This window comes from uncultured Sphingomonas sp., assembly GCF_964244265.1.
GTDB lineage: Bacteria > Pseudomonadota > Alphaproteobacteria > Sphingomonadales > Sphingomonadaceae > Sphingomonas.
The window spans coordinates 63,000-88,092 of sequence record NZ_CAXTHV010000007.1 but is presented as its reverse complement, the minus strand read 5'-3'; the positions used below and the strand labels follow the sequence as shown (position 1 = coordinate 88,092).

21 protein-coding genes are annotated in these 25,093 nt (G+C 67.4%); 14 read left to right on the top strand and 7 right to left on the bottom strand.

What is annotated here, in order from left to right; genetic code table 11:
• Positions 1–4: 4 nt before the first annotated feature.
• The 6 genes from ACFE7K_RS04475 (at position 5) to ACFE7K_RS04450 (ending at position 5,704) form a co-directional block, all read left to right on the top strand.
• The gene (locus tag ACFE7K_RS04475) at positions 5–901 is read left to right on the top strand and encodes a polyprenyl synthetase family protein (protein ID WP_375396964.1); all 897 of its coding nucleotides are present in this window, start codon (positions 5–7) and stop codon (positions 899–901) included.
• Between the two features lie 23 nt (positions 902–924).
• Positions 925–1,425 carry a pantetheine-phosphate adenylyltransferase gene (gene coaD, locus ACFE7K_RS04470; RefSeq protein WP_375396988.1) on the top strand — a complete coding sequence of 167 codons (501 nt, stop codon included), beginning with the start codon at positions 925–927 and terminating at the stop codon, positions 1,423–1,425.
• 101 nt (positions 1,426–1,526) lie between these two features.
• The gene (locus ACFE7K_RS04465; RefSeq protein WP_375396963.1) at positions 1,527–2,291 is read left to right on the top strand and encodes a peptidylprolyl isomerase; all 765 of its coding nucleotides are present in this window, start codon (positions 1,527–1,529) and stop codon (positions 2,289–2,291) included.
• A gap of 46 nt (positions 2,292–2,337) precedes the next feature.
• Positions 2,338–3,384: a tRNA preQ1(34) S-adenosylmethionine ribosyltransferase-isomerase QueA gene (gene queA / locus ACFE7K_RS04460; protein ID WP_375396962.1), complete on the top strand. Its 1,047-nt coding sequence runs from the start codon at positions 2,338–2,340 to the stop codon at positions 3,382–3,384.
• Positions 3,385–3,665: 281 nt separating this feature from the next.
• Positions 3,666–4,778, top strand: coding sequence for a glycosyltransferase family 4 protein (locus ACFE7K_RS04455; protein ID WP_375396961.1), 1,113 nt, complete (start codon positions 3,666–3,668; stop codon positions 4,776–4,778).
• A complete protein-coding gene (locus ACFE7K_RS04450) occupies positions 4,775–5,704 on the top strand; it encodes an NAD-dependent epimerase/dehydratase family protein (RefSeq protein ID WP_375396960.1) in 930 nt (309 codons plus the stop codon). The genes ACFE7K_RS04455 and ACFE7K_RS04450 overlap by 4 nt, the downstream gene beginning before the upstream one ends.
• A 21-nt stretch (positions 5,705–5,725) precedes the next feature.
• Here ACFE7K_RS04450 and ACFE7K_RS04445 read toward each other — a convergent pair whose 3' ends face one another.
• Positions 5,726–7,195, bottom strand: coding sequence for an oligosaccharide flippase family protein (locus ACFE7K_RS04445; RefSeq protein WP_375396959.1), 1,470 nt, complete (start codon positions 7,193–7,195; stop codon positions 5,726–5,728).
• A gap of 27 nt (positions 7,196–7,222) precedes the next feature.
• Positions 7,223–8,029 carry an FkbM family methyltransferase gene (locus ACFE7K_RS04440; protein WP_375396958.1) on the bottom strand — a complete coding sequence of 269 codons (807 nt, stop codon included), beginning with the start codon at positions 8,027–8,029 and terminating at the stop codon, positions 7,223–7,225.
• Positions 8,030–8,302: 273 nt separating this feature from the next.
• On the opposite strand from ACFE7K_RS04440, the gene ACFE7K_RS04435 reads away from it, so the two are divergent.
• The 6 genes from ACFE7K_RS04435 to ACFE7K_RS04410 all read left to right on the top strand — a co-directional run bounded on the left by ACFE7K_RS04435 (position 8,303) and on the right by ACFE7K_RS04410 (position 15,369).
• Positions 8,303–8,830 (top strand): EF-hand domain-containing protein, encoded by a 528-nt coding sequence (locus ACFE7K_RS04435; RefSeq protein ID WP_375396957.1) that lies wholly within the window; start codon positions 8,303–8,305, stop codon positions 8,828–8,830.
• The gene (locus ACFE7K_RS04430) at positions 8,827–9,474 is read left to right on the top strand and encodes an HAD hydrolase-like protein (protein WP_375396956.1); all 648 of its coding nucleotides are present in this window, start codon (positions 8,827–8,829) and stop codon (positions 9,472–9,474) included. Before ACFE7K_RS04435 ends, ACFE7K_RS04430 begins: the two co-directional genes overlap by 4 nt.
• 286 nt (positions 9,475–9,760) lie before the next feature.
• Positions 9,761–10,897 (top strand): tRNA guanosine(34) transglycosylase Tgt, encoded by a 1,137-nt coding sequence (gene tgt, locus ACFE7K_RS04425; protein ID WP_375396955.1) that lies wholly within the window; start codon positions 9,761–9,763, stop codon positions 10,895–10,897.
• Positions 10,898–10,899: 2 nt separating this feature from the next.
• The gene (locus tag ACFE7K_RS04420; protein ID WP_375396954.1) at positions 10,900–11,106 is read left to right on the top strand and encodes a hypothetical protein; all 207 of its coding nucleotides are present in this window, start codon (positions 10,900–10,902) and stop codon (positions 11,104–11,106) included.
• 210 nt (positions 11,107–11,316) lie between these two features.
• Entirely contained in the window at positions 11,317–14,184 is a 2,868-nt protein-coding gene (locus tag ACFE7K_RS04415; protein ID WP_375396953.1) for a M16 family metallopeptidase, read from the top strand.
• A gap of 81 nt (positions 14,185–14,265) precedes the next feature.
• Positions 14,266–15,369 (top strand): cell wall hydrolase, encoded by a 1,104-nt coding sequence (locus ACFE7K_RS04410; protein WP_375396952.1) that lies wholly within the window; start codon positions 14,266–14,268, stop codon positions 15,367–15,369.
• Here ACFE7K_RS04410 and ACFE7K_RS04405 read toward each other — a convergent pair.
• On the bottom strand, positions 15,366–18,350 hold the full coding sequence (locus ACFE7K_RS04405) for an L-glutamate gamma-semialdehyde dehydrogenase (protein ID WP_375396951.1): 2,985 nt from the start codon (positions 18,348–18,350) through the stop codon (positions 15,366–15,368). The genes ACFE7K_RS04410 and ACFE7K_RS04405 overlap by 4 nt on opposite strands.
• A gap of 173 nt (positions 18,351–18,523) precedes the next feature.
• Here ACFE7K_RS04405 and ACFE7K_RS04400 point away from each other — a divergent pair, with 173 nt between their 5' ends.
• Positions 18,524–19,000: a pyridoxamine 5'-phosphate oxidase family protein gene (locus tag ACFE7K_RS04400; RefSeq protein ID WP_375396950.1), complete on the top strand. Its 477-nt coding sequence runs from the start codon at positions 18,524–18,526 to the stop codon at positions 18,998–19,000.
• Positions 19,001–19,026: 26 nt separating this feature from the next.
• On the opposite strand, the gene ACFE7K_RS04395 is transcribed toward ACFE7K_RS04400, so the two are convergent.
• The gene (locus ACFE7K_RS04395; protein ID WP_375396949.1) at positions 19,027–20,244 is read right to left on the bottom strand and encodes a polyhydroxyalkanoate depolymerase; all 1,218 of its coding nucleotides are present in this window, start codon (positions 20,242–20,244) and stop codon (positions 19,027–19,029) included.
• 127 nt (positions 20,245–20,371) lie between these two features.
• Between ACFE7K_RS04395 and ACFE7K_RS04390 the strand changes: the two genes are divergently transcribed.
• Positions 20,372–22,150, top strand: coding sequence for an ABC transporter transmembrane domain-containing protein (locus tag ACFE7K_RS04390; protein ID WP_375396948.1), 1,779 nt, complete (start codon positions 20,372–20,374; stop codon positions 22,148–22,150).
• Between the two features lie 20 nt (positions 22,151–22,170).
• Here ACFE7K_RS04390 and ACFE7K_RS04385 read toward each other — a convergent pair whose 3' ends face one another.
• From ACFE7K_RS04385 to ACFE7K_RS04375, 3 genes are read right to left on the bottom strand one after another with little or no spacing between them, the layout of a single operon-like run.
• Complete coding sequence (locus tag ACFE7K_RS04385; RefSeq protein WP_375396947.1) at positions 22,171–22,506, bottom strand: hypothetical protein; 336 nt, start codon at positions 22,504–22,506, stop codon at positions 22,171–22,173.
• Positions 22,503–22,808 (bottom strand): hypothetical protein, encoded by a 306-nt coding sequence (locus ACFE7K_RS04380; protein ID WP_375396946.1) that lies wholly within the window; start codon positions 22,806–22,808, stop codon positions 22,503–22,505. Before ACFE7K_RS04380 ends, ACFE7K_RS04385 begins: the two co-directional genes overlap by 4 nt.
• 17 nt (positions 22,809–22,825) lie before the next feature.
• Positions 22,826–25,060 (bottom strand): ribonuclease R family protein, encoded by a 2,235-nt coding sequence (locus tag ACFE7K_RS04375; RefSeq protein ID WP_375396945.1) that lies wholly within the window; start codon positions 25,058–25,060, stop codon positions 22,826–22,828.
• Between the last annotated feature and the right edge of the window lie 33 nt (positions 25,061–25,093).

Genomic DNA, 25,093 nt, shown 5'->3' with positions numbered 1-25,093 from the left:
GCCGATGTTCGTTCCGCCGACGCTGCGTGTCGCCCTGCATCAGGTCGGCGCGGAAATCGACCGGCGGTTCGATGCGTTGCTGGCGGTGCCCGACGATCCGCGCGCCGACCTGTACCACGCGATGCGCCATGCCGCGATCGGCGGCGGCAAGCGGTTGCGCCCGTTGCTGGTATTCGCCACTGCCGGGCTGTTCGGGGTCGATTACGGCGCCACCGCGCGGACCGCCTGCGCGATCGAGGCGATCCACGTCTATTCGCTGATCCATGACGACCTGCCGGCGATGGACGACGACGATGTGCGGCGCGGGCGGCCGACGGTGCACAAGGTGCATGGCGAAGCGACCGCGATCCTGGCGGGGGATTGCCTCCACGCGCTGGCGTTCGAGTGGCTTGCCGATGCCGCGACGCATCCCGATCCCTTCGTCCGCGCCGAGCTGATCGCCGAGCTGGCGCGCGCGTCGGGCCCCAACGGCATGGCCGGCGGGCAGATGATGGACCTGGAGGCGGAAAAGGCGCGGTTCGACCTCAACACCGTGACCCGGCTGCAGGCGATGAAGACCGGCGCGCTGATCAGCTGCGCGGTCGAAAGCGGCGCCATCCTCGGCCGCGTCGCCCCCGACGGACGCACCGGCCTGCGCGGCTATGCGCGCGACATCGGGCTGGCCTTCCAGATCGCCGACGACCTGCTCGACGTCGAGGGCGACGAGGACAAGGCGGGCAAGAAGCTGCGCAAGGACCAGGGCGCGGGCAAGGAGACGTTCGTCTCGCTGCTCGGCATCGACCGCGCGCGCGCGCAGGCGGGGATGCTGGTCGAACAGGCGATGGAGCACCTTCACGGCCATGGCGCCGAGGCCGATCTGCTCCGGGCGATCGCCCGCTTCGTCCTGGACCGCGATCGTTAGCAATCGGGAGAGCAGCATTGACCATCCGCACCGGGGTATATCCCGGCACCTTCGATCCGATCACGCTCGGTCATATCGACATCATCCGGCGCGGCGCGAAGCTGGTCGACCGGCTGGTCGTCGGCGTCACCACCAATGCATCCAAGTCGCCGATGTTCACGGTCGACGAGCGGATGGCGATGGTCGGGCGCGAAGTGGCCGCGATCGGGGGCGAAATCCACGTCGTCAGTTTCGATTCGCTGCTGATGGACTTTGCCGAGCGCGAGGGCGCGGGGATAATCGTGCGCGGCCTGCGCGCCGTGGCCGATTTCGAGTATGAATATCAGATGGCGGGGATGAACCAGCAGATCAATCACCGGATCGAGACGGTGTTCCTGATGGCCGACGTCTCGCTGCAGCCGATCGCGTCGAAACTGGTCAAGGAGATCGCGATGTACGGCGGCCCGATCGACCGCTTCGTTTCCGCCGATGTCGTGGTCGACGTCGCGGCACGCGTCGAGCAACTCGGGCGGCTGGGCAACTGAACGCCGGCCGCGCGCCGCCATCATTCCGCCCCACCGCGGGCGCATTGGCGGGACCGCGCTTTTGTTCTAGACGCGCATCGTCCAGCCCAGCCGGAGTATCCATGCGCTTCATCCTCGTTCTGTTCGCCGCGGTGTTCGCGCTGGTCGGCATCGCGATCGCCGGGCCGGCGATGGCGCAGAAGAAGCCCGCAATCGATCCGCAGATCGCCGCGCGGCCGGCGCCGCCGCCGATCACCGACAAGGAGAATCTGCTGTATCTCGACCTGTCGACCGGCGGCCGGGTGGTGATCTGGCTGCGTCCCGACGTCGCGCCCAAGATGGTCGAGCGGATCAAGACGCTGACCCGACAGCATTTCTACGACGGGCTGACCTTCCATCGCGTGATCGAGGGATTCATGGCGCAGACCGGCGACCCCAAGGGCGACGGCACCGGCGGTTCGCCCCTGCCCGACGTCCCCGCCGAGTTCAACTGGCTGCCCCACGTACGCGGCGCAGTGTCCGCGGCGCGCGAGGGCGCGCCCCCCGGTGCCGACGCCGCCGCCCGGACCAAGGCGGAAAACAGCGCCAACAGCCAGTTCTTCATCGTCTTTCAGCCCAATCTGGGGCGGCTCGACCGCAAATATACCGTGTTCGGCCGGGTGATCTCCGGAATGGAATATGTCGACGCGATCCAGCGCGGCGAGCCGCCGACGAACCCGTCGCGGATCCTCCACGCTTATGTCGCCGCGGACAATCCGCCGCTTTATGTCGCGCCGCCGGCGCCCGTGCCGACGGTGGCGCCGGCGATCGGCGACCTTATCGCCAAGCCGGCATCAGTGCCGACGGTCAAGCCCGCCCCCGTCAAGCGGGCAGCGAAGAGGAAGTGATCGGCCGGCGTGGCGGCGCCGTCGCGCGCGCCGCACCGAGCCTGCGATGAACGTCGACCTGTTCGGATTCCAGCTGCCCGCCGACCGGATCGCCTTGCGCCCCGCAGTGCCGCGCGACACGGCGCGGTTGCTGGTGCTCGACGGCGCCGCCACGCGCGACCGGACGGTCCGCGACCTGGCGGCCGAGCTGCGCGCCGGGGATTGCCTGGTGTTCAACGACACGCGGGTGATCCCGGCGCAGCTGGAAGGAAGACGTGCCGCCCGCGGCGGGGAGGCGTCGGGCGCACGGATCGGCGCCACGCTGCACAAGCGCGAGGGAACGCGACGCTGGCGCGCGTTCGTCCGCAACGCGCGGCGGCTGCGCGACGGCGACGTGATCGATTTCGGCCCGGGGGTTGCCGCCACGACGAGCGCCCGCGCGGCGGACGGCAGCGTCGCGCTGGAATTTGCCGGCGACGAGCCGGTCGACCTGCTGCTGGAGCGCGCCGGGCGGATGCCGCTGCCGCCCTATATCGCCGCCAGGCGCGCGGCCGACACCCGGGACGCGGAGGACTACCAGACGATGTTCGCGCTTGCGCCCGGCGCGGTCGCCGCCCCCACGGCGGCCTTGCACTTCACCCCGGCGCTGATGGCGCGCTTGACGGCGGCCGGGATCGGGCAGGCGACGCTGACCCTCCATGTCGGCGCGGGCACCTTCCTGCCGGTCAAGGCGGCCGATACCGCCGACCATGCGATGCACGCCGAATGGGGCAGGATCGACCCCGCCACGGCCGACCGGCTGAACGGGGTGCGCGATGCCGGCGGCCGGATCGTCGCGGTCGGCACCACCAGCCTGCGCCTGATCGAAAGCGCGACGGGTGAGGACGGGCGGGTCGCCCCGTTCGAGGGCGACACCGCGATCTTCATCACGCCGGGCTATCGGTTCCGAGGCATTGACGGCCTGGTCACCAACTTCCATCTGCCGCGATCGACGCTGTTCATGCTGGTCTCGGCGCTGATGGGGCTGGAGCGGATGCAGGCGGCCTATGCTCACGCCATCGGGCAGGGCTATCGCTTCTATTCCTATGGCGACGCGTCGTTGTTGCTGCCGTGAGGCCGGAACCCGACGGGCTCGCGACGCGCATGCCGCACGCGCAGGCCCTTGCCGGATCAAGGAGCCATTGTGGTGGCGTCAGGGGCGGAACGATGACAAAAGGGCCGGCGATGACCGCAAGCACGACGAGCGAGATGGCGCGAGCGTTGAACCGCTCCCCTTCCCGACGGGCAAGGCGTGCGGTCGGGCGTGTCGCTTATGCCCTTCAGCGGGGCGCCGGGGGAATATTGCCCTTCAGGGTCTCCCGCCGGCTGCAGCATCTCGCGCGGCAAAGGTTTGCAGTGGAGGTCCACACCGCCGGGGCAACCAGGAGGCCCGACGCCAAGCGGATGATGCTCGTCAGCCACGACCTGAGCCACAGCGGGGCGCCCATCCTCCTCCTCCAGGTCGCCCGGATCCTGCTGGCGGCGGACTGGGACGTTACCCTCCTGTCTTTTGCGCCCGGTGAGCTTTCCAGGAGCTTCCTCGACCTTGGCGTGCCGGTCCTGATCGACCGCAACGCCGGCCCGACGCTAAGGGAAAACCTGGCCGCTATCGGGGCGGCCGTCGATGGCGCATTGTGCAATACGGTGGCGACAAGAAGCGCCGTCGAAGCGATTGCGCCCGACGTGCCGTCGATCTGGTATCTGCATGAAGTTTCGCTGCTGGAGGAGATGCTGTCCAGCGACGCCAGCCTGGCAAGGGCGATCGCCCTGCCGCGGCATCTATGGGCGGGAAGCGAATTGTCGGCCCGGCTTGTCCGCCCGTTTCGCCCCGAGATCGCGGTGGTGCCTTATGGCCTGGAGCCGATCAAGGGAGCGGGTACGACCCAGGCGGCGGGCGGGCGCGAGCATGTCCGGATGGCGGTGTTCGGGTCGTACGAGCCTCGCAAGGGGCAGGACCTGCTCGTCCAGGCCTTCAAGACCCTGCCGGCGGAGATGAGAAGCCGGTGCCGAATCGACATGTTCGGCCGAGTGCTGGAGCAGGACTATCACGCCCGACTGGTGGACGACGCCCGGGATTGCCCCGAAATCGTGCTTCATGACGCGCTGACCACCGACCGGTATCGTGAGGAGATCCTGGCGAGCGACGCCGTCATCATTCCCTCGCGCGACGACACGCTGCCGCTGGTCTCGCTCGATGCGCTTGGGGCGGGGCGCGTGCTGATGTGCACCGCGACGACGGGCACATCGGCCTATTTGGTTCCCGGCAAGAGCGGTTATGTCGCGCGGGACGCCTCGGCTCGCGCGATCGCGGCAATGCTGTCCGAGGCGCTCGCCGGGCAAGCCGGCTGGCCGGATGTGGCCGCCGAGGGCGAAAACGTCTTTCGTGCCTCCTTCTCGACGGCGGCGTTCGCGGACCGGCTGCTCGGCGCCTGCGACACGATGGCCGCCGACCATCGCGCCGGCCGATGACGCTGGCGGGCCTACGGTGCGCAGTGCTGGGCGCGGGCGGCTTTATCGGCACCAATCTGTGCCTGGGGCTCCAGCAATCGGGCGCCCACGTCACCGGCATCGGCCGGCGCCCGCATGACGGGCCGGCGGCGCTGTCCGATCTCCGCTGGGTCGAGGCCGAGTTCGCCGATGCCCAGGCGGTCGCGGCGGCGGTCGAAGGACAGGATCTCGTCTTCCATCTGCTCGGCGGGAGCATCCCCGTCCAGTCGAACGACGATCCCGTCGGCGATGTCGAGGCAAGCCTGATCCCGTCGCTCCGCCTGATCGAAGCGTGCCAGGCCGCCGGCATCGGCCGGTTCGTCTTCGTCTCTTCCGGCGGCACGGTATATGGGCCGGCGGCATCGATCGCGCTGTCCGAAAGCGCCGCGACCAACCCGATCACCGCTTATGGCATCAACAAGCTGGCGGTCGAGAAATACCTTGGGCTGTTCCGTCACCTCCACGCTTTCGACGCGGTCGTGCTCCGCCTGGCCAACCCGTACGGCCCCCATCAGCATCGCCGGCGTCCGCAGGGCGTGATCGGCACGGCGCTGGCCCGGGCATTGGCGGGCGAGCCGATCGAGATCTGGGGCGACGGATCGGTCGTCCGCGATTATGTCTATATCGACGACGTCGTTGCCGCTTTGGTGGCGGCCGGCACGTATCGGGGAAGGCATTGGGTCTTCAACATCGGTTCGGGGCAGGGCCGGTCGGTTCGCCAGGTCGTCGCCGATATCTGCGTGCTGACGTCCACGCCGCCATCGCGCGTGATCTATCACCCGAGCCGGCCCGCCGACGTACCCTATAACGTCCTGGATTGCGCCTTGGCCCAGCGGGAACTCAAGTGGCGGCCGGATACGTCGTGGATCGACGGCCTGAAGCGCACCGCCGATTGGCTGGGCGGCTAGAGCGGTACGTTCGCACCGGGATCACCACGACTGGCCGTTATCATGCAGCAACCGCTGGAAACCGGGAACGCGTCGGCCAAAGACGAGCATTTCGGCGATGACCGGATGGTGCATGCGCCATGCCGATGCCAGCCACAGCGCGATGCCGATCAGGATGCTGCCGACGATCAGGGCGGGGGGCGTGTGCGCCGACGCGCCCGTCGCCGCCATCAACACGGCAGCAGGCGACACACCGGCGACGGCAAGCAGGCCGCTTTCCAAATATATGCGGTTGAGCTCGCCCTTTTCGGTTCCGGCAAGCCGGCGGACATGTGGGATATAGAGGATCACGCCGATTGCCGCATCGACAACTCGTCCCGCCGCCGCGCCCGTCAAGCTGAACGTCGCCCCCACCGCAAATGTCACGAAACCGATAACCGACCGGGTGATTTCAAGCCGGGTCTGCTTGGCCATTTCGTTGCGAAGGACAAACAGCTCCCAATTCATGCCATAGACTAATGACAGGACCTGCATGCACATGAGCAACGACAACGGCGCGGCGGCGGGCAGCCAGCGCTCGCCATAGAGCAGGAAGATGACCGGCTTGGACAGGATCGCCAGGCCGATGAGCGCCGGCCAGAGGACGGCCGTGATCATCCGCAGGCTGCGGGTGAACGTCGCATGGAGGTTGCCGGTTTCCCGCAGGTCCTTCGACATCTGCGTGAAGATGACCTGCGTGGCCGAGCCGTAGAGATTGGACCAGATCATGTTCGAGAGGTTGGAGGCACGCCCGTAGAGACCCAAGGCACCAAGCCCCTGCATCTTGCCCAGAACGATCTCGCACATCCGCCCGGTCAGCTGAGCAACGCCGCCGATGGAGATCAACCTCACCCCGAAGGCGGTGATCTCGCGCCAATCCACATAGGATCGTCGGATGCTCCAATATTCCCGTCCCACCCAAAGATACGCCAATGTGGACAATGCCGCGGACGTCAAGCCGCCGTAAGCGGGACTCATATAGCTTGCGCCAAGAAAAGCGGAAACCACGGTGACCGCGGTGGTGAGCAGATTGCCGACGACGCCCAGCAGCGAGATGAACTGAAAGCGCATGGTGCGTTGCATCATGACCGAAGCTCTGAAGCTGACTATGCCGAACAAGGGGAGAGCAGCGGTAAGCCTCAAGATCTCGCCGACGGCGCGATCCCCAAACAGGAAGCTTCCGCCAAAGCTGCTCGCAAAGATCATGCCGGCAAGGATGACGGACAGGATGGCGTTTATGGTGAAAGCGGTATCGAGCGTCGTTTCCTTCAACTCTTGATCGCGGACGATATAGGAACCGACGCCAAACGCCGTGAATACCTGGATCACCCCGGTCGTCGCCATGGCAATCGCGAAGATACCCAGTTCATGAGGCGAGAGCAGCCTGGCGACGAAAATCGATCCGATGAAGGTGATCGCCAGCGTTATGAACTGACCGATATACGCCCATGTGATTGACCGGCGAAACGACATGTCGATAACCCCCGGCCCCGAATGGTCTTAAAGAGGATGGCGGTTCGCAAAGATATTCAGCTGCAGGTCCATACCCATATAGACCTGGTCGATCGATAGCGGAGCGGGAGAGCAAAGCTGAGTATGGATATAGTAACGAAAACCGTTCCTGCGCAAGATATCGAGCAAGTCCGATAGCACTTGGCCGGAATCTGCAAACGAATGATACTCCACGAACATCTGCCTGACGTTCGCCAGTTTGGTGCAGCTGGCCAGCGCCTCGGTCTCGGCGCCTTCTATATCTATCTTCAGGAAATCAACGCGATCTCCAATCAACTCGTCAAGCGTAACGGCAGGAATGGTTTCCGCCTTTATGGCGTCGTCAAGATGGCGCGTCCTGCCGTCATCGGCGCCTTCGCTATAGAAAGTGACCGGCTCGGACGAGCCGGACACCGCTTTGTTGATGAGTTCGACATTCTGAAGCGCCGCCGCGGTCACATTGGTGTTCAACATCTTGAAAATGCGCGGACCCGCTTCGACTGCCTTGATGCTTGCGCCCGGATATCGGGACTTGAGATAGACGACGCTCACGCCGTAATTCGCCCAGCAATCCACGATGACGGGTTGGTCGCGGTCACTTGTGAACTTGTAGATCTCTTCCTCAAAGATTTCCCTGTAGCTCGCCAGGAACGAGGCCGCATCCGTCACGCGAAAGGGATGGCCGAGGAGTGGAACCTGCGTTTCCGTATATCGCGGAACGTCGGCCAGCTCGGGATAAGCCGCCGGTGCAACACGCTTGACCTGATAGCCGAACCGCTTCGCCGCTCTCTTCGCGACACTCCCGAGAGCGCTCATCCTGCTGCAACTCCGTCATAATCAATATTGGTGCACCCGCGCGCGAGCAGGATGCCCCTAACGGGTTCCGGCACGCTTTGAAAGGCGCTGCGCTGGATTGCGGCACCCGGCGTCGCGGCGCGACGCGGCCTGGGGCGACGGCGCGCCCGTCATGTTCGCGCTTCAATTTCGCGCCGCATCGTGCCAGCCAGGGCGGCCAGGGGCAGTGATGCGGTCGCGGCCGCGATTCGCCGGCCTATCGCCAGGCGCACAAATCCGGCTAACGCTGCCGCCATGGGAGTAGATCGATTGCGCCTTCTGATCGCCGTCCTGATCGGCCTGTTCGTCGCGTCGCCGGCGATGGCGCAACTGGACGACAAGAACCGCGTGCCGGTCAAGCTGCCCGGCAAGGACGCAGCCCCGCAGGCGACGCCGCCGTCGCTGGTCGTCGAACCGGTGGCGATGATGATCGCGACATTCGATGCCGATGGCGACGGCCGGGTCACCCGCGACGAACTGGCCCGGGGCGTCCGGCGGAGCTTTGCCGCGATCGACACCGCGAACAGCGGGACACTGGGCTATATCGCGTTCAGCGACTGGGCATTACGCTGGCTGGGCGACCGCAACGCGCTGCCCAGCCCCTATGAGGTCGACACCGACGGCGACGACCGAATCACGCTGTCCGAGCTGGAGGCGCGCTTCGCCACGATCTTCGTCCGGCTCGACAAGGATAGGGACGAGGTGCTGACGCGCGCCGAACTGCTGACCATCCGCGGCGACCTGCGGACCGGATCGCCGGGCAACGGAAAGGCGCGCCGGTGATCGCCGGCCCGCGATTCGGCCTCATCGTGTTCGATTTCGACGGCACCTTGAGCGACAGCGGCCATTGGTTCCTGTCGATCGTCGACGATCTGGCCGAACGGTTCCGCTTTCGCCGGGTCGATGCCGACGAGATCGAGACGCTGCGCAACCGCACCACGCGCGAGGTCATCGACCATCTCGGCATTCCGAGCTGGAAGCTGCCGATCATCGCGCGCCATGTCCGCGCCAGGTTCGCGCGCAACACCGACCAGATCCATCTGTTCGATGGTGTGCGCGACATGCTGCGCACGCTGAGCGAGGCGGGCATCAGGCTGATGATCTGCACCTCCAACGCCGAGGACAATGTCCGCGCGATCCTGGGCGAGACCGACGCCGCCCGGATCGAGCGATTCTATTGCGGGTCGGGACTGTTCGGCAAGACCCGCAAGTTCCGCCGGCTGGTCAAGAACGCCGGGGCGCCGCGCGAGACGATCCTGACGATCGGCGACGAAACCCGCGACATCGATGCCGCGCGCGCGGTCGGCATACCCTGCGGCGCGGTGTTGTGGGGCTATGCCAATCGCGACGTGCTGGTCGCCACCGGCCCCGATTTCACGTTCGACTCACCGGGCGACATCATCCGCAAGCTGATCGGCGGCGGATAGTCGTCGGCCCCCATCAGCAGGGCAGCGCCTGGACGTGCCCGGCGCGGCCACAATCGAGGATCCGCTCATGCCGGGGACAATGGACATGTCCAGCGACCGCGCGCCCGTAACGATCCCACCGCCCATATCGGCAGGTCGGGACAGCGTGCCTTGAAGTCGGTCACCGAGACCGAGATGTCACTGCCCTGCCGTCAATCTGACCACTTTCATGACCATTTACCTAAGGAGTCCATGGCAACGCGTCAACGCGTTGGACTTGGGCGTGGGGGAAGGGCAATGACCCCCGATGCCGCCCCGTTTCGAGTTCATCGTCGGCGCCACCGACGGCAAGGCGCGTGCCGGCACGATCACGATGCAGCGCGGGGCGATCCGCACGCCCGCCTTCATGCCGGTCGGCACCGCCGCGACGGTGAAGGCGATGAAGCCGGCCGACGTCCGCGCCAGCGGGGCGGACGTGATCCTGGGCAACACCTATCACTTGATGCTGCGCCCGTCCGCGGAGCGGGTCGCGCGGCTGGGCGGCCTGCACGCCTTCATGGGCTGGGACCGGCCGATCCTGACCGACAGCGGCGGGTATCAGGTGATGAGCCTGGCCGCGCTGACCAGGCGTGACGAGCAGGGGGTCGAGTTCAGGAGCCATCTCGACGGCACGCGCCACCTGATGAGCCCGGAGCGATCGATCGAAATCCAGCGGCTGCTGGGCAGCGACATCGTCATGGCATTCGACGAGCTGGTGCCGGCGATGGCGGCGCGCGACGTGCAGGCGGCGGCAATGGCGCGATCGATGCGCTGGGCGGGTCGCAGCCGCGCGGCGTTCCTGGGCGGCGGCGACCATGCCGGGCGGGCGGCGCAATTCGGCATCCAGCAAGGCGCGCTCGACGAGCAATTGCGCGGCGAAAGCGCGGCGGCGCTGACCCGGATCGGCTTTGACGGCTATGCGATCGGCGGCCTTGCGGTCGGCGAGGGGCAGGCGGCGATGTTCGGCGTGCTCGATTTCGCGGCTGCGCAACTCCCCGCCGCCGCCCCGCGCTACCTGATGGGGGTGGGCAAGCCCGACGACATTGTCGGCGCGGTCGAACGCGGCGTCGACATGGTCGATTGCGTCCTGCCGACCCGCAGCGGCCGCACCGGCCAGGCGTTCACCAGGGCCGGGCCGATCAACATCAGGAACGCTAAATTCGCCGAGGATGTCGGCCCGCTCGATCCCGATTGTGCGTGCCCGGTCTGCGCGACCTGGCACCGCGCGTACATCCATCATCTGGTGCGCGCCGGCGAGATGCTTGGCGCCATGCTGATGACCGAGCACAACCTCTATTTCTATCAGGCGTTGATGGCGGACCTGCGCGCGGCGATCACCGCCGGGCGGCTGGCGGCATTTGCCGACGGCTTCCGCGCACGCTACGTCGGACGGCAAGGAGAGTGAGCGTGACCGACCAGCCAGAAAACGAGATCCCGGAAAACGAAATCATCGCCGCCGCGCGTGCCGCCAAGGCAAGCGCCGACGCCGCCAGGTCGACGCCCGAACCGTGGAAGAACCGCTCCTGGGAACTGGCGGCGCTGGGGGCCGGGATCGGTTCGGCAGCGATTGCGGCGGCGTTGCTGTTCGCCAACCGGTCGCGCAAACGCGGCTGACTTGACGGAACCGGCACCGGCCAGGGTGTGATGAGATCAGCTCGAACGACGTTCATCGTCGTTCCGGCCTTTGAACCGAGGTGACGGGATCAACATGAAAGCATCATTCTTCACATAGACGGCCTCCCTCTCAACGGCACAGGCGGTTGACTTGACCCATGATGGGGTCGGACAAGGCGCCGTCCCCCGCAGGTTACGGAGTTTGCCCCAATGCGTCTGAACCGAGCCGCCCTCCTGCTGGGCGCCGCCCTGTTGCCTTTCGTCGCCGCCGCGCGCCCCGCTCCGGCCAAGCCGGGGTCGCCCGGGGCCAGGCCGGCTCCCGCGACCGCGGTCAAGCCGATCGCGTTTACCGAACGCACGCTCGCCAACGGCCTGCGCGTCTATGCCATACGCGATACCGGCACCGCCAATGTCGCGGTGCAATTATGGTATAATGTCGGATCGAAGGACGATCCCAGGGGCAAGTCCGGCTTTGCGCACATGTTCGAGCATCTGATGTTCAAGGGCACGCGCAATCTGGTGTCCGAACAGTTCGACCGGCTGACCGAGGATGTCGGCGGCTTTAACAACGCTTCGACCAACGACGACTATACCAATTATTACGAGGTCGTTCCCGCCAACCATCTCGAACGCCTGCTGTTCGCCGAGGCCGACCGCATGGCGAGCCTGGTGGTCGAGCCGACGAGCTTCGGTTCCGAACGCAACGTGGTGGAGGAGGAACTGCGCCAGCGCACGCTTGCCGCGCCCTATGGCAAGCTGTTCTCGATCTATTATCCCGAGATCACCTATCAGGTTCATCCCTATGCGCGGCCGGGGATCGGCAATCTGGAGAATCTCGAAGCCGCATCGATCGACGACGTCCGCGCCTTCCACGCCCTCTATTACCGGCCGGACAATGCGGTGCTGGTCGTCGCCGGCAATTTCGATCCGGCCCAGCTCGACGCCTGGATCGACCGGTATTTCGGCAGGATCAAAAGGCCCGACGGCGCGATCCCGCGGGTCACGGTCACCGAGCCCGCGCGCACCAGGGCGACGAGCTATACCGTCTATGAGCCCAACACGCCGCTGCCCGCCGTCTTGATCAGCTATCTGATCCCGTCCGACAACGATGCCGACATGCCCGCGCTGCAAGTGCTCGACGCGATCCTGTCGACCGGCGACAGCTCGCGTCTGTACGAGACGATGGTCTATCGCGACCAGATCGCGCAATCGGCCAATTCGTTTCTCGACACCAAGCAGGGCACCGGCGCGATGGTGCTGACCGCGACGATGGCCGACGGCAAGCCGGTAGCCCAGGGCGAGGCGGCGTTGCGACGCGAGATCGCCCGGCTGCGGGACGCGCCGGTGACCGCCGGCGAACTGCGCGAGGCCAAGAACCAGATCGTCACCGCGACGATCCGCGACCGCGAGACCGCCGACGGCAAGGCAGCTACTATCGCCCGATCGGTGATTCTCGACGGCGATCCGCGCGCCGCCGACCGGCAACTCGCCGCAATCGGCCGTGTCACCGCCGCCGACATCCAGCGCGTGGCGCGCAAATATCTAAACGCCCCCCAATCCGCCACAATCCGCTACATGCCGTTGGAAATGGCGCCCAAGGGAACCAAGGGTGATACCATCGCCGTCGCCGCGACGGTGACAGTCGCAGAGATGACGCCCCCTGCCGACGTTGCGGTGATCACCCCGGCAACCGATGCCGAGCGCGTGCCGGTGCCCGCGCCAGGCAAGCCGGTAGTCGCTGCGCTGCCCGCCCCGGTGACGGCGAAGCTCGCCAACGGCCTGACGCTGGTCACCGTCGAGAAGCGCGATCTGCCGCTGGTATCGGTCTATGTCGTCGCCAATGGCGGCGGGGCGGCCGACCCGGCGGACCGCGCGGGGCTCGACAGCCTGATGGCCGATCTGATGACCAAGGGCACCATGACCCGGTCAGCGACGACCATCGCACGCGAGGTCGAGGCGCTGGGCGGATCGATCAACAGCGGGGTCGGCTGGGATGCGGCCTCGGTGTCGATGGGCGTCAAGTCGGACCAGATCGCCCCGGCCATGACCGTGCTCGCCGATGTCGTTCGCAATCCCGTCTTCGCGCCCGACGAGCTGGAGCGCGCGCGTGCGCAGAATATTGACGGCGTCCAGGTCCAGCTGAAGAATCCGGCGCGGCTCGCCTCGCTAGTTGCGGCGCGTACCGTGATGGGCGGCGGCCCCTATGGCCGGGCGCTGGCGGGGACACCCGCCTCGCTGAAGGCGATCACGCGCGCCGATGTCCAACGCGCCTACGCGCGTACCTGGCGTCCGGGCGACACCACGCTGATCATGGTCGGCGATATCAGCGCCGCCGCGGCCAGGACGCTGGCCGAAAAGAATTTCGGCGGCTGGTCGGCGCCCGCCACGCCGGTCGCGCCGGTCTCCGCGCCGCCAGCGGCCGGCGCCACGCCCCCGCGCGTGATCGTCGTCGACATGCCCAATGCCGGCCAGGCCGGCGTGGTCGTGGCACGACCGGGCATCTCGCGCAGCGATCCCGATTATTACGCCGCCAGCATTGCCAACGCCACGCTGGGCGTCGGCTTCTCGTCGCGGCTCAACCAGGAAATCCGGATCAAGCGGGGCCTCGCTTACGGGGCGAACAGCGGCCTGGCGGCGCGACGCCAGCCGGGATATGTCGCCGCCTCGACCCAGACCAAGAACCCTTCCGCACCCGAAGTGGTCGGATTGATCGTGGATACGATGCGCGGGATGAGCGCCGCACCGGTGCCGGCCGGCGAACTGGAGTCGCGCAAGGCCGTGCTGATCGGCGATTTCGGCCGCGAGACCGAGACGACCGGCGGCATTGCCGGCATCCTGGGCGATTACGTGATCGAGAACGTGCCGCTCAGCGAGCTCAAGGCCTATACGCCGACAATCGCCGGCATCGACGCCGCGACCGTACGTCGCGTCGCGTCCCGGCTGCTTGATCCTGCCAATGCCAGCGTCATCGTCGTCGGCGACGCCAAATTGTTCATCGACGACCTGCGCAAGAAATACCCCGATGTCCAGGTGATCCCGGCAAGCACGATCAACCTGGACAGCGCCACGTTGAGATAGCCCGTGACCGGCCAGTTGTTACTTTAACCATCGCCTGTTTCCCGGTGGGACACGTTGGAATTGACGGCAGCGTCGGCCGTCATGCTGCGCTATGCCCACCCATACCGGCGGCAGCCGGCAGGCAGCGAAGGGCACGCATTGGTCGACTGGCGGAACTGGACGGAACGCACGCGGCTGGTCGCGCTCGCCTTGGTGGTCGCGCTGCCCGTGGTGGCGGCATCGGCCAAGGCAACCGTGATCGCGTATTACGCCGGCCCCGCATCGACCGACAGCGCGGCGGCACCAGCCGGCTATGAGGCCGAGGACCATTTTCCGGGCGCCGCGCTTTATTACGCCGCCGATCAAACGACGTCGCCGGGCATCGCCGCGCCGGGGGCGGGAACCACCGGCACCGCTTCCCTGTCCGATCTCCCGATCCCCGCCAATGCCGACCTGACCCCCGATGCCGACGGCACGGTGCCGCCAGCCACGCCGTTCTCGATGGCCAGGGCGAGCATTCTCGACCGCGCCCGCGCGCTGACCTGCCTTGCCACCGCCATCTATTACGAGGCAGCATCCGAATCCGACGAAGGCCAGCGCGCGGTGGCGCAGGTCATCCTGAACCGCGTCCGCCACCCGGCATTTCCATCGACCGTGTGCGGCGTGATCTACCAGGGTTCGGAGCGCGGCAGCGGTTGCCAGTTCAGCTATGCCTGCGACGGGTCGCTGGCGCGCGTGGCGGCGGCGAGCGGCATGGCGCGTGCGACGCGGATCGCCAGCGCCGCGCTGGCCGGCTATGTCTTCGCGCCGGTCGGGCTGGCGACGCATTATCACACATATGCGGTGACCCCGGCGTGGAACCGCAGCCTGGTAATGACCGACGCGATCGGCGCACATTTCTTCCACCGCTGGCGCGGCTATTGGGGGACGCCGGCGGCGTTCAACCAGGCCTATCGCGGCGGTGAGCCGGCGCCGGGCCCGCTCGCGCGGATAGCGCTGTTGCCGGCCGTCGCGACGCCGGCATTGCCGACCCTTGCGTCGACGGCACTGCCCGATCCATCGATCGCCAGGACAATGGCATCATCCATCCAGCCGGCCTTTGCCGGCGCCGGCCTCGCCCGGACCGATGCCGTCGCCGCCGACACGCTACCCGGCGCATCGCCGGTGCTCGATCGCTGGAAGGATTCGGGCAAGCCGCTGCGCTAGATCCCGCCCTCGTCAAGGCTCAGCAAGGTCGCGTTGCCGCCGGCGCTGGTCGTGTCGATCGACACCGCGCGCTCGACGACGAAGCGGTGCAGGTAATGCGGGCCACCAGCCTTAGGGCCGGTGCCGGACAGTCCCTCGCCACCGAATGGCTGGCTGCCCACTACCGCCCCGATCATCGACCGGTTGATGTAGAGGTTGCCGACCGCCGCCTCGTGCTCGGCCACCTCGCCCGCGCGCGCGATGCGGCTGTGGAGGCCCATCGTCAGGCCGTACCCCTTGGCGTTGACCCGGGCGATCGTCTCGCTGAGCTTGCCGGCCGGCCACGTCGCGACATGCAGGATCGGGCCGAACCATTCCGTGGTCAGATCCTCGATCGCCTCGATCCGGATCAGCGTCGGCGGCACGAACAGGCCGGCCGCCGGCGCCGTCACCGCCTTGATCGTCTGCCTTGCCGCCGCCCGGCAATAGGCTATCAGCCTGTCATAAGCGGGCCGGTCGATTACCGGGCCGACATCGATCGCGGGATCACCCGGATCACCCAACCGCAGCAGATCCATCGCGCCCTTGAGCATCGCGATGGTCGTTTCGGCGATGTCCTCCTGGAGCAACAGCAGGCGGAGTGCCGAGCAGCGTTGCCCCGTCGAACGGAACGAGGAGGTGACGACATCGGCGACGACCTGTTCGGGCAGCGCGGTCGAGTCCACGATCATCGCGTTGATCCCGCCGGTCTCAGCGATCAGTGGTACGATCGGACGACTGTCGTCCTCAAGCAGGCTGCGCGCGATCTTCCTGGCGGTGGCGGTCGATCCGGTAAAGGCGACGCCGGCGATGCGCGGGTCGGCGGTCAGCGCGGCGCCGACGTCAGGCCCGCCGGGCAACAGGATCAACGCGTCCTCGGGAACCCCAGCGCGGTGCGCAAGACGAATGGCGGCGGCGGCGATGAGCGGCGTCTGCGGCGCGGGCTTGGCGACGACGGTGTTGCCAGCGACCAGCGCCGCGACGGTCTGCCCCAGGAAGATCGCCAACGGGAAGTTCCACGGCGCGATCGTCGCCCACACGCCGCGCCCGCTCAGGTGCAGGACGTTGCGCTCGCCGGTCGGCCCGGGCAGCTCGATCGGCTGCAAGCCGTGGCGCGCTTGTTGCGCATAGTAACGGCAGAAATCAACCGCCTCGCGCACCTCGCCCAGCGCATCGGGAATCGTCTTGAACGCCTCCGTCACGCAGATCGCCATCAGCTCGTCGCGATTGGCCTCGAGCAGATCGGCCAGCCGCTCGACGATCGAACAGCGATCCTCCGCCGATCGCCCTGACCAGTCGCGAAACGCTGCGGCGGCAGCACCCACTGCTTCCTTGGTGTTTTTGTGTCTTTGCGTGAAACCAGTTTTTTTCTCATAGGAAGGCACGAAGGTACGAAGAGAAGCAGTGGTTTCCGCCAACGTCGTACGGTCCGCCAGATCCAGGCCGGCGGAATTCCTGCGCTGCGCGCCGAACAGGTCGACCGGCAGTGGAATGCTCGGGTGCCGCGCTCCGCCCACCGCCGCAATCTTCGCCACCGGGTCGGCCAGGATCTCCGCCTCGGTCAGCCGCTCGTCGGCCAACTGGTGGACGAAGCTCGAATTGGCGCCGTTCTCGAGCAGGCGTCTGACCAGATAGGCGAGCAGGTCGCGGTGCCCGCCGACCGGCGCGTAGATCCGGCAGCGATAGCCATCGTCGCGGACCAGCCGCTCATAGAGGCCGTCGCCCATGCCATGGAGCCGCTGGAACTCGAAATCGCGACTGCCGCCCGCCCATTCGATGATCGTCGCGACGGTCAGCGCGTTGTGGCTGGCGAAGGCCGGACGGATATGCTCGGCCGCCAGCATGTCCTTTGCGACCGCCAGGTACGACACGTCCGTCGCCGCCTTGCGCGTGAACAGGGGATAGTCGCTCAGGCCCTCGATTTGCGTGCGCTTGATCTCGCTGTCCCAATAGGCGCCCTTGACCAGCCGCACGTTCATCGTCCGGCCAAGCCCATCCGCCCAGGCGATCACCGGCCGCGCGCGCTTGCCATAGGCCTGCACCGCCATGCCGAACCCGTCCCAATCCTTGAGCGCGGGCAGCGCGGCGACCGCGCCGATAATGTCGAGGCTCATCTCGAGCCGCTCGGATTCTTCGGCATCGACGGTCAGCGCGATGCCCTGGCCCGCCGCCCGCACCGCCAGCGCCTCGAGCGTCGCGGTCAGCTCTGGCACACAGCTATCCCATTGCGCCACCTCGTAGCGCGGATGGAGCGCCGACAGCTTGACCGAAATCGAATGCCCCGCCTCGGATACGCGCCCGACCGTGTCGATCGCGTCGGCATAGGCCTGGAAATAGCGATCGGCATCGGACCGCGTCCGAGCGGCCTCGCCCAGCATGTCGAAGCTGGCAGTGAAGCCCTGATGCTCTGGACGGCGCATGCGCCGCGTCGCTTCGTCGATGGTGCGCCCCATCACGAATATCTCGCCCATCATCTTCATCGCGGCGCCGACCGCCTGGCGCAGGAACGGCTCGCCGGCGCGGGCGATCAGGCGGCGCAGCGGCCCCGCCGCGTCTTCGCCCACCAGGGCGCGGCCGACCACCAGCCCCCAGGTCGCCGAATTGACCAGCGCCGAGTTCGACCGGCCGGCATGCGCACGCCAGTCGGCGTCGCCGAGCTTGTCGGCGATCAGGAGGTCGGCCGTCGCGGGATCGGGGACCCGCAGGAACGCCTCGGCCAGGCTGAGCAGCGCCACGCCTTCGGACGAGTTGAGGCGGTATTCCTGAAGGAACTGGTTGACCCAGCCGCGATCCTGCGCCGCGCGCAGGTCAGCGAGCAGGCCCGAGGAATGGCCGAGCACGCGCACCCGCGCCGCCGGTGTCAGCGCGGCGCGCGCCAGCAACGGCTTCAGCACCTCGGGTTCGGGTGCACGGTACAAAGCGGCCATGCTGGCGCGGGGGTCGGAAGTCGGCGCGTCGGTCATTGATCCCTCGTCGGTGGGGCGAGCCTTGCGGGGCCGCCGGGTGCTACCTCAATCTCCTTTGCCGCCGCCTCCTCATCATCATTGCCTGAACTGTGGCCGCAGTCGAATCGAACCTTGGTCGGGAAACTCCGTTCGTCCCGGTCGTTATCTTTCCGAATCGAGGAGAAATGACGATGGCCGACACGCACGAGATCAAGCAGACGATGTGGGACAGGATGGCGCAAAGCCCGTTCGTGATGGTCGGGCTGGAGGAAGGCGGGCATAGCGAGCCGCTGACCGCGCAGCTCGACAGGGATCAGGTCGACACGCTGTTCTTCTTCATCGGCAAGGACAACCGGCTGGCCGGCGGCGGCAAGGCGATGGCGCAGTTCGTGTCGAAGGGCCACGATTTCTTCGCCTGCCTGGCCGGGACAGTCGCCGTCGACAACGATTTCGCGATGATCGACAAATTGTGGAACAAGCAGGCCGAGGCATGGTTTCCCGGCGGCAAGAGCGATCCCAATCTGGCGCTGCTGCGCTTCGACATTGACGATGCCGAATTGTGGGAAAGCGACGTATCGATCAGCGGCCGGGTGAAGATGCTGCTCGGCGGCACGATCAAGCCGAGCGAGGCGGGCAGCCACGCCAGGGTCAGTACGACAGCGGCCTGAGCAGCGATCCGATCACCGCGCATGGCTCAAGCGTGCGCGGTGATCCAGCGTTCCACGACCGGCGCGATCTGATTGCGCCATTTGCTGCCGTTGAAGATGCCATAATGGCCGGCACCTGCCGCCATGTAATATTTCTTGCGTGATTGCGGCAGGTTGACGGCGATGTCGAGCGCCGCCTTGGTCTGCCCAAGGCCGGAAATATCATCACGCTCGCCCTCGATCGCGAGCAGCGCGACATCGCTGATCGCCCCCGGATCGACCCGCCGCCCGCGATGCATCATCTCGCCCCTGGGCAGCAGGTGCTGCTGGAACACCATATCGATCGTCTGCAGGTAGAATTCGGCGGTCATGTCGCAGACCGAGCGGTATTCCTCGTAGAAATCCTTGGTCGCGTCCGCCCCTTCGTCATCGCCCTGGACCAGATGCTTGAACATCTCCCAATGCGACTGGAGGTGGTTGCCGAGGTTCATCGACATGAAACCCGCGAGTTGCAGGAAGCCCGGAAAGACGCGGCGTCCGGCGCCGGGATAAGTCATCGGCACGGTCGCAATGACGTTGTTCTCGAACCAGGAATGCGGCCGTTCGGTCGCCAGCGTGTTGACCGCGGTCGGCGCCATGCGGGTGTCGATCGGGCCGCCCATCATGGTCAGCGTGCGCGGGCGGCAGGAATTCTTGTCGGCCGACATCAGGCAGGCAGCGGCATAGCACGGCACCGCGGGCTGGCACACCGCCAGCATGTGGGCGCCCGGCCCGATCGCCTCGAGGAACTCGACGACATAGTCGACATAATCGTCGAGATCGAAATACCCTTGCGACAACGGCACCTGCCGCGCATCGCGCCAGTCGGTGATGTACACGTCGGCGAACGGCAGCATCCGCTCCACAGTCCCGCGCAGCAGCGTGGCGTAATGTCCGGACATCGGCGCGACGATCAGCAGACGCGGCCCGCCCGTCACCCCGGCGCGCGCAAAACGCTTGAGCTGGCCGAACGGCTTGCTCAGGACGGTCTCCTCGACGATCTCCACCCGGCGGCCATCGATCGCGATCTCGGTGAAGCCGAATTCGGGTTTGCCGCGCGGGGCCGAGGCGTGGGCGAAGACCTCCAGCGCCGAGGCGACGATCGGACCGCCGCCGAAATAGGCAAAAGGATTGGCGGGATTGCTGAGCAGACCGGCGCTGAAATTGGCCAGCGCACTGGCGCCTGCCATCATCGACCGCTGCATTTCATAGGCGTTGTAGAGCATAGGCTCCTGTAGAAGATAGCGGTTACCGCGGGATCAACGTTCCTAGACCTCCCGCGCCCTGCTGGCAACGTGTCGGCCAATACCGGCCGGCGTTGAGCGCCGGCATGCGGGCTGCTAGGGGCAACGCATGGCGGACGTCCCCATCGAAGCCCCGGCTCCCCGGCGGCTGAGCAACCTCCTGATGATCGTGCATTTCGCCTCGCGCTATCCCGGCCACCTGGCAATGGCCCTGGTTGCGCTGATCGTATCGGCGGGGGCGACCTTGTGGATTCCGCGCACGTTCAAGCTGGTGGTCGACAACGGCTTCGTCGCGGGCGCCGATCCTGCCAGGATCGTTCCCTATTTCCACGGCCTGTTCGTCGTCGTGATGGTCCTGGCGATCGCGACCGCGGTCCGATTCTATTCGGTATCGTGGCTGGGCGAGCGGACGGTGGCCGACATCCGCGTCGCGGTGCACCGCAACCTGCTGCGGCTGGCGCCGGGCTGGTTCGAGGAGAACCGCCCGTCGGAGATCGCCTCGCGGCTGACCGCGGACACCGCGCAGGTCGAGATCGCCGTCGGCACCACGGTGTCGGTGGCGCTGCGCAACCTGGTGATCGGGATTGGCGGGCTGATCTATCTGTTCACGCTCGCACCCAAGCTTGCCGGCATGCTGATCATCGGCATCCCCGTGGTGGTCATGCCGATCGTGCTGCTCGGGCGGCGCGTGCGCACCTATTCGCGGACCAGCCAGGATCGCGTCGCGGACATCGGATCGATCGCGGTCGAGACGCTGGGCGCGATGAAGATCGTCCAGGCGTTCGGCCAGGAACGCCGCGAGAATGACCGCTTCGCCGCCGCGGTAGAGACCGGCTTCCAGTCCGCCCGGCGCCGGTTCGGGCTGCGCGCGGTGATGACCGCTCTGGTCATCGGTCTGTTGTTCGGCGCAGTCACGCTGATCATGTGGGATACGGTGAACGACGTCGCCAGCGGGCGGTTGACCGGGGGTGCGATTACCGCATTCGTGCTGACCGCAGGCATCGTCACCGGCTCGTTCGGCGCGCTGACCGAGGTTTATGGCGATCTGTTGCGGGCGGCGGGGGCGGCGGGCAGGCTTGCCGAACTGCTCGCCGAGGAGCCGGCCATTGCCGCCCCGGCCCATCCCGTCGCCATGCCCGCGCCGGCGCGCGGCGCAGTCAGCTTCGATCGTGTCGCCTTCCGCTATCCGACGCGAATCGAGATCGCCGCGCTGACCGACTTCTCGCTCGACGTGGCACCAGGCGAGACGGTGGCGGTAGTCGGCCCGTCAGGGGCGGGCAAGACCACGCTGTTCCAGCTGATCCAGCGTTTCTACGATCCCGAAGCGGGCGAGGTGCGGATCGACGGCGTGCCGCTCACCGCAGCCGACCCCGCCGACATCCGCGGCCGCGTCGCGATGGTGCCGCAGGAAACAATCCTGTTCGCCGCCAGCGCGCGTGACAATCTGCGCTATGGCGAATGGGATGCCGGCGACGAGCGCCTGTGGGCGGCGGCCGAAGCGGCCAATGCCGCCGAGTTCCTGCGCAAGCTGCCGCAGGGGCTCGACACGTTCCTGGGCGAGGGCGGCGCGCGACTGTCGGGCGGCCAGCGCCAGCGCGTCGCGATCGCCCGCGCGCTGCTGCGCAATGCGCCGATCCTGCTCCTCGACGAGGCGACCAGCGCGCTCGATGCCGAAAGCGAGCAACTGGTGCAGCAAGCGCTCGACCGGTTGATGGCGGGGCGCACGACGATCGTCATCGCGCACCGGCTGGCCACCGTCCGCGCGGCGCAACGGATCATCGTGATGGACCATGGCCGCATCGTCGAACGCGGAACCCACGCCTCGCTGAGCGCGCAGGGCGGCCTCTACGCGCGCCTCGCCGCGTTGCAGTTCAGCGAGGCGGCGTAAAGCGTCGCGCCCGGCGGGCGTCAGTAAAGCAGCATCGCCAACCCCGCCAGCGACAGCGCGAGGCCGATGCTCCACAGCACCGCCGCGCGGCTGCGCGCGCGCTGGCGTAGATGGTAGGCGACAAGATCGAACCACCAGCGACCGCCCGCCTGACGCACGACGCCGAGCGCACGCAGCCGGTCGAACGCCGCGCGATCGGCAGGATCGGGGGTGAAGTCGATCGCGTCCTCCGGTGCCAGCGCGTGCCCGGCCAGGAACCGCTCGGCGACCCGGCCGCGCACCCGCAACGCGCCGGCGTGGATCACCGAGGGCACGGGCGGCGGGGTGCCACCGGTCAGCCGCCGGGGCCGGGTCACCCCGCCAGCAGGCCAATGGCGACGCTGATCGCCACCGCCGCGCCGATCATCACGCCCGCGCGCCGGCGGCGTGCGCTGTTCCAGGCGTCGAACGCGGGAATGTCGAGCCAATATTTGCCGGGGGCGCTTTCGTTTACCACGCCTTTGTCCCGCATGCTCTCGAACATGCGCCGTTCGATCCGGCGGCCGGGCACATAGGCGACCGCCTTGGCCGGCGACACCGCGTTCTGCCCCATGAAATGCGATCCGATCCGGCGCCGCGCCCTGGCCACCGCCGCGCCCGCCACTGCCGCTCCGCCCATGACTCGTCCTCCCTTGTTCAACGTCGCCGTGATTGATGCCGGATATTGGCGGGCCGGCCCCGCCGCTTGAGCACGCGCGGGGGGCGATGATCGGCGCCGGCTACGGACGCGCCCTTGCCCTCCGGCAGTTCGAAGCGTAACGCGCCCGACACCGGATTGGCCTCCGCCAGGCGCAGGTCGAGCCGCTGGCCGAGCGCGAACGTGTCGCCCGATTGCTCACCCACCAACGTGCGCGCGCCCTCGTCGAACCGGAAATATTCGCTGCCCAGGTCGCGCACCGGCACCAGCCCGTCGCCGCCGACACCCTCGACCGTCGCGAAGAAGCCGAAATTGGCAACCCCGGTGATCCGCGCCTCCACCACCTGCCCGACGCGTTCGGCCAGGAAAGCGGCGACATAACGGTCGATCGTGTCGCGCTCGGCCTCCATCGCGCGGCGTTCGAGCTGGCTGATCGACGTGCCGATCGCCGCCATCGCGCCGGCCTCGCTTGGTGTCAGCGCGCCCTCGCCTAACCGGTACGCCGCGATCAGCGAGCGGTGGACGACCAGATCGGCATAACGGCGGATCGGCGAGGTGAAATGCGCATAGCTGCCCAGCGCCAGCCCGAAATGACCGTGATTGTCGGGCGCATAATAAGCCTGGGTCTGCGTGCGCAGCACCTGTTCCATCACCTGCGGGCGGAAGTCGGCATCCCCGATCCGATCGAGGATGTGGTTGAACGTCGCCGGGCGCACCACCTGGCCCAGCGCGAACGGCACGCCGAACGTCTCGAGATACTCCTTCAGCGCGACCAGCTTCTCGCGGCTGGGCGGCTCGTGGACGCGGTACATGACGGGCGCCTTCCTGGCCTCCAGCGCCTTGGCGGCGACGACGTTGGCGGCGATCATATACTCCTCGACCAGCCTGTGCGCGTCGAGGCGCTCGCGCGGCGCGATCGACAGAAGCCGCCCCTTTTCATCCAGCATCACGCGCCGCTCGGGCAGGTCGAGATCGAGCGGCGATCGGGTATCGCGCGCCTTGGCCAGCGCGCGCCAGCAGTCCCAGAGAGGACGGAGAATGCCCGCCAGTTCCTCCCCGGATTCCGTACCCGGAAGGAATTGATCTGCCACGGCCTGCGCCTCCTCATAGGCGACGTTGGCGGCGATGCGCACGACCGCGCGCGTGAAGCGCCAGTCGAGCAGCTTCCCGTCGCGCGCGATCCGCAGGTGGCAGGCGAGCGCGGCACGATCCGCCCCCTCCTTCAGCGAACAGATTTCGGCAGACAGGATTTCGGGCAGCATCGGCACGACGCGGTCGGGGAAATAGACCGAGTTGCCCCGCCGCCGCGCTTCCTTGTCGAGCGCCGAGCCGGGGCGGACATAGAAACTCACATCGGCGATCGCGACGATCGCGCGCCAGCCGCCGGGATTGGCCGGATCATCGTCTGGCGCCGCCCATATCGCATCGTCATGGTCGCGCGCATCGGCCGGGTCGATCGCGACGATCGGCAGGTGCGTCAGATTTTCGCGATCCTGGTTCAGAGACAGCCGCGCCACCTGCTCGGCCTCCGCCAGCGTTTCCCCGGAAAAGACGTCGGGAATGCCGAACTTGTGGATCGCGATCAGCGAGAAGCTGCGCGGCGCGAACGGATCGCCGAGCCGCTCGACCACCCGGGCGGTGATCCGGGGCGGGCGCCCCGCCTTCTCCGCCAGTACCAGGTCGCCCGGCTCGGCGTCGCCGGGATCCCACACGGCGAACTGGCGGCGCTCTTTCTTCTCGACGCCTTCCAGCCACAGCCGGTCGCCTTCGCGCCGGAGCACGCCCAGCATCATCTGTTCGCCGCGCGGCAGCGTCTTCATCGGGTGCGCGATCCAGCCGTTACCGGCCTCTTCCGTTCGTGCCAGCACGCGGTCGCCGACCGCCAGCGCCGATCGCCTGCCGCCGCGCTCGCGCACCCGCAATCGGGGCATCGGCAAGCCCTCCGCCTCCCAGCGCTCGGGCACCGCCCAGACGTTGCCGCCGTCATCGACGTCGGCGACGCGCAGCACCGTCACCTTGGGCAGGCCGCCCATCTGGTGGAACGCGCGGCCCGGCGCCGAATCGATCAGCCCCTCGTCCGCCATGTCCTTGAGCAGCGCCTTCAGCGCGATCTTGTCCTGCGCCGACAAGGCGAAGGCGCGAGCGATCTCGCGCTTGCCGGCGGGAATGTCGGACGAGGCGATGAAATCGAGGATCTGCTGGCGCGTGGGCAGGCCGGGCGCGGGCTTTCGCATGGCCCGATGCTACGCGAGCGCACCCGGCATGTC

Excerpts from the sequence above, each read along its gene's own strand:
- ACFE7K_RS04475 (WP_375396964.1), top strand. The coding sequence starts at position 5 with ATGTTCGTTCCGCCGACGCTGCGTGTCGCCCTGCATCAGGTCGGCGCG.
- ACFE7K_RS04465 (WP_375396963.1), top strand. The coding sequence starts at position 1,527 with ATGCGCTTCATCCTCGTTCTGTTCGCCGCGGTGTTCGCGCTGGTCGGC.
- queA (WP_375396962.1), top strand. The coding sequence starts at position 2,338 with ATGAACGTCGACCTGTTCGGATTCCAGCTGCCCGCCGACCGGATCGCC.
- ACFE7K_RS04450 (WP_375396960.1), top strand. The coding sequence starts at position 4,775 with ATGACGCTGGCGGGCCTACGGTGCGCAGTGCTGGGCGCGGGCGGCTTT.
- ACFE7K_RS04445 (WP_375396959.1), bottom strand. The coding sequence starts at position 7,195 with ATGTCGTTTCGCCGGTCAATCACATGGGCGTATATCGGTCAGTTCATA.
- ACFE7K_RS04440 (WP_375396958.1), bottom strand. The coding sequence starts at position 8,029 with ATGAGCGCTCTCGGGAGTGTCGCGAAGAGAGCGGCGAAGCGGTTCGGC.
- ACFE7K_RS04435 (WP_375396957.1), top strand. The coding sequence starts at position 8,303 with ATGGGAGTAGATCGATTGCGCCTTCTGATCGCCGTCCTGATCGGCCTG.
- tgt (WP_375396955.1), top strand. The coding sequence starts at position 9,761 with ATGCCGCCCCGTTTCGAGTTCATCGTCGGCGCCACCGACGGCAAGGCG.
- ACFE7K_RS04415 (WP_375396953.1), top strand. The coding sequence starts at position 11,317 with ATGCGTCTGAACCGAGCCGCCCTCCTGCTGGGCGCCGCCCTGTTGCCT.
- ACFE7K_RS04410 (WP_375396952.1), top strand. The coding sequence starts at position 14,266 with ATGCTGCGCTATGCCCACCCATACCGGCGGCAGCCGGCAGGCAGCGAA.
- ACFE7K_RS04405 (WP_375396951.1), bottom strand. The coding sequence starts at position 18,350 with ATGACCGACGCGCCGACTTCCGACCCCCGCGCCAGCATGGCCGCTTTG.
- ACFE7K_RS04400 (WP_375396950.1), top strand. The coding sequence starts at position 18,524 with ATGGCCGACACGCACGAGATCAAGCAGACGATGTGGGACAGGATGGCG.
- ACFE7K_RS04395 (WP_375396949.1), bottom strand. The coding sequence starts at position 20,244 with ATGCTCTACAACGCCTATGAAATGCAGCGGTCGATGATGGCAGGCGCC.
- ACFE7K_RS04390 (WP_375396948.1), top strand. The coding sequence starts at position 20,372 with ATGGCGGACGTCCCCATCGAAGCCCCGGCTCCCCGGCGGCTGAGCAAC.
- ACFE7K_RS04380 (WP_375396946.1), bottom strand. The coding sequence starts at position 22,808 with ATGGGCGGAGCGGCAGTGGCGGGCGCGGCGGTGGCCAGGGCGCGGCGC.
- ACFE7K_RS04375 (WP_375396945.1), bottom strand. The coding sequence starts at position 25,060 with ATGCGAAAGCCCGCGCCCGGCCTGCCCACGCGCCAGCAGATCCTCGAT.